Genomic DNA, 2380 nt, shown 5'->3' with positions numbered 1-2380 from the left:
CGCTCGGCGTCGCCGGCGGCATGATCGCCGGCGAAATGATCGAGGACGCGTTCGAGGGTGACTTCGGCGGCGATTTCGGCGATTTCGGCGGCGACGAGTAACAGTGCACAGACGACGGTGGCCTCCGGGAGGATTCTCCCGGAGGCCACCGTCCGCTGTGCAGCGGCCTGACTGTGGTCAGTGTCGGGCCTTGCGCTCCTCGCCGCTGCGCCAGTTGCTGCCGGCCTTCGAGAGGCCACGGCTACCGAGGTAGCCAAGCGTCAGCAGGGTGATCAGGAACCAGGCGTTGTCGGCCCGGAAGATGTCCACCCCAGCGGAGTTCTTACCGACGACCTGCGACGCGCCCAGTACGGCGGCCACCGCGATCAGGTAGATCCAGAACTCGGTGGTCTTGAACGCCTGCTTGGTCTCCGTACCGGGTGCCTGCATGTCGTGGCGACGCCCATCGTGCATGACCGGCATCTGCTGGGTCGGCATGTCCCGCATCTGAGCGGGATTCTGCGGGTCGTTCATGGGCCGGTTCATCGGCCGGGTGGAAGCAGCCTGCGTGCTCATCTGGTCCTCCTCAGGATGCGATGAGTCGTACCTGCATTCCCTCGCCCCGCTACCGCGTTTCGGCCACGGCACGGTTTCGCTTTCACGGCGGGGACAACCCCCGACTACCCGAGGCCCCGGAGCAGGTAACACCGATCGCCGGCCGGAAAACCGGCCGGCGATCGGGTGCTTCAGCGTGTCAGCGCAGACCGTTGCGGATCGCGACGCTCACCAACAGGTCCGGGTCGTCGGTGATCATGCCGTCGACGCCGAGGTCGATGACCCGCTGCATCACCTTCGCGTCATCGACGGTGTACGGAATCACCTTCAGGTCGTCGCGCGTCTGCAGGGTCCGGACGTCCGGTCCGTGGAAGTACGCCGGGTTCTCCCGCAGGTACCAGTCGGCCGAGGCGACGGTGCCCTGCGACGGGTCGTGCACCTGCCAGTTGGCCGACACCGTGCCAGCACCGGCGGCCCGGGTCAGCTTGCCCAGGTCCTGGTACTTCCACCAGTCCAGTCCACCGGTCCACGGGCTCTTCACCGACGGGTTGCCGTACACCGCCTCCAGCGAGCACTCGTCGGCGAGGGTCGCGCACTCGGCCGGGCCGTACTGCCAGACCAGGCCGACCGTGCCGATCCGCCGGTCGAGCTGCTTGGCGTACGTGATGGTGCGCCAGTCGAACGACTGGATGGTGGCCCGGTCGGTGAAGCCGGCACGCTGGATCGCGTCGACGAGCTTGCGGGTGAAGCTGCGGTACGGCTCGGTGTCGTCGACCACCGGGCTGATCTTCGTCTCGATGTTCATCCCGATGTCGCTGCGGCCACTTGCCTTCACCAGGGCGAAGACCTCGTCCAGGGTCGGGATCCGGGCACCCGGCGCGGGCACCTGCGCGGGTAGCTCGGGCAGCGTCTTCGTGCCGCAGTCGACGGTCTTGAGCTGCGCCAGGGTCAGCTCGTGCACCGGCTTGCCCACGTACGGGAACTTGGGGTCACCCTTGCGCACCGGGGCGGTGTCGACGCAGTGCGACCCGTTGACCGTGCGGTCGTGCAGCACCACGAGCTTGCCGTCGGCGGTCACACCGGTGTCCAGTTCCAGCGTGGAGATGGCCCGGTTGGACAGCGCGTTGGCGAACGCCGGCAGGGTGTTCTCCGGGCGGGTGGCCCGGCCGCCGCGGTGCGCCTGGATGTCGAACGGCGCCGCGTACGCCTTCGGCAGCCGGTACCCGCGCTGCGCGAGCAGGCCACGCAGCCGATCTGGGTAGTCGGTGATCATGCCGTCCACGCCGTCGTCGATCAGCTTGGTCATGGTCGGTACGTCGTCGACAGTCCACGGGATCACCTTGATCCCGTAGCGGTGCGCCTCGGCGACCATCTCCTTGGTGACGTACGGCTGGTAGCCGGGGTCGGTGACGGTGCCGTTCTGCGGCGAGCCGTGCACCGGCGAGAAGGCGCTGGCGCCGAAGCTGCGGATCGCCTTGATCGGGTCGCCGCCGAAGTCGTCGATGTCCAGCCCGCCGAGCCACGGAGAGGCGCCCGGCTGACCGGTCTGCAGGAAGTCGTAGTTGGTCAGTGCGACCAGCGGCAGCTTCGGCTCGACCTGGCGCATACGCATCAGCGCGCCCCAGTCGAAGCTCTGGATGGTGACCTGCTTGAGCAGCCCGGCGGCACGGATCTCGGCCGCGGTGACCCGGACGAACTGCTCACGGGGCGCGGTCTCGGTCGGTGCGCCCGCCTCCACCTTGGTCTCGACGTTGAGCCTCACGTCCTTCGCCCGGTAGCGGTTGACCAGCGAGAAAACCTCGCGCAGCATCGGCATCCGGGCACCCGGGACGGCGAGCTGGCCGGG

The 2380-nt window shown here is 68.4% G+C and carries 2 protein-coding genes; both read right to left on the bottom strand.

Going from position 1 to position 2380, the window contains the following annotated elements; genetic code table 11:
• Nucleotides 1-177: 177 nt before the first annotated feature.
• The gene (locus C7C45_RS30405; RefSeq protein WP_110567901.1) at nucleotides 178-555 is read right to left on the bottom strand and encodes a hypothetical protein; all 378 of its coding nucleotides are present in this window, start codon (nucleotides 553-555) and stop codon (nucleotides 178-180) included.
• 178 nt (nucleotides 556-733) lie between these two features.
• Nucleotides 734-2380 (bottom strand): glycerophosphodiester phosphodiesterase family protein (locus C7C45_RS35305; protein ID WP_280101413.1); only part of this gene is annotated, 1647 nt, incomplete at its 5' end.

This window comes from Micromonospora arborensis (assembly GCF_003205615.1).
In the GTDB taxonomy this organism is placed as follows: domain Bacteria; phylum Actinomycetota; class Actinomycetes; order Mycobacteriales; family Micromonosporaceae; genus Micromonospora; species Micromonospora arborensis.
Note: the sequence above shows the minus strand (reverse complement) of the source record. Positions and strands in the feature narration are given on the sequence as shown.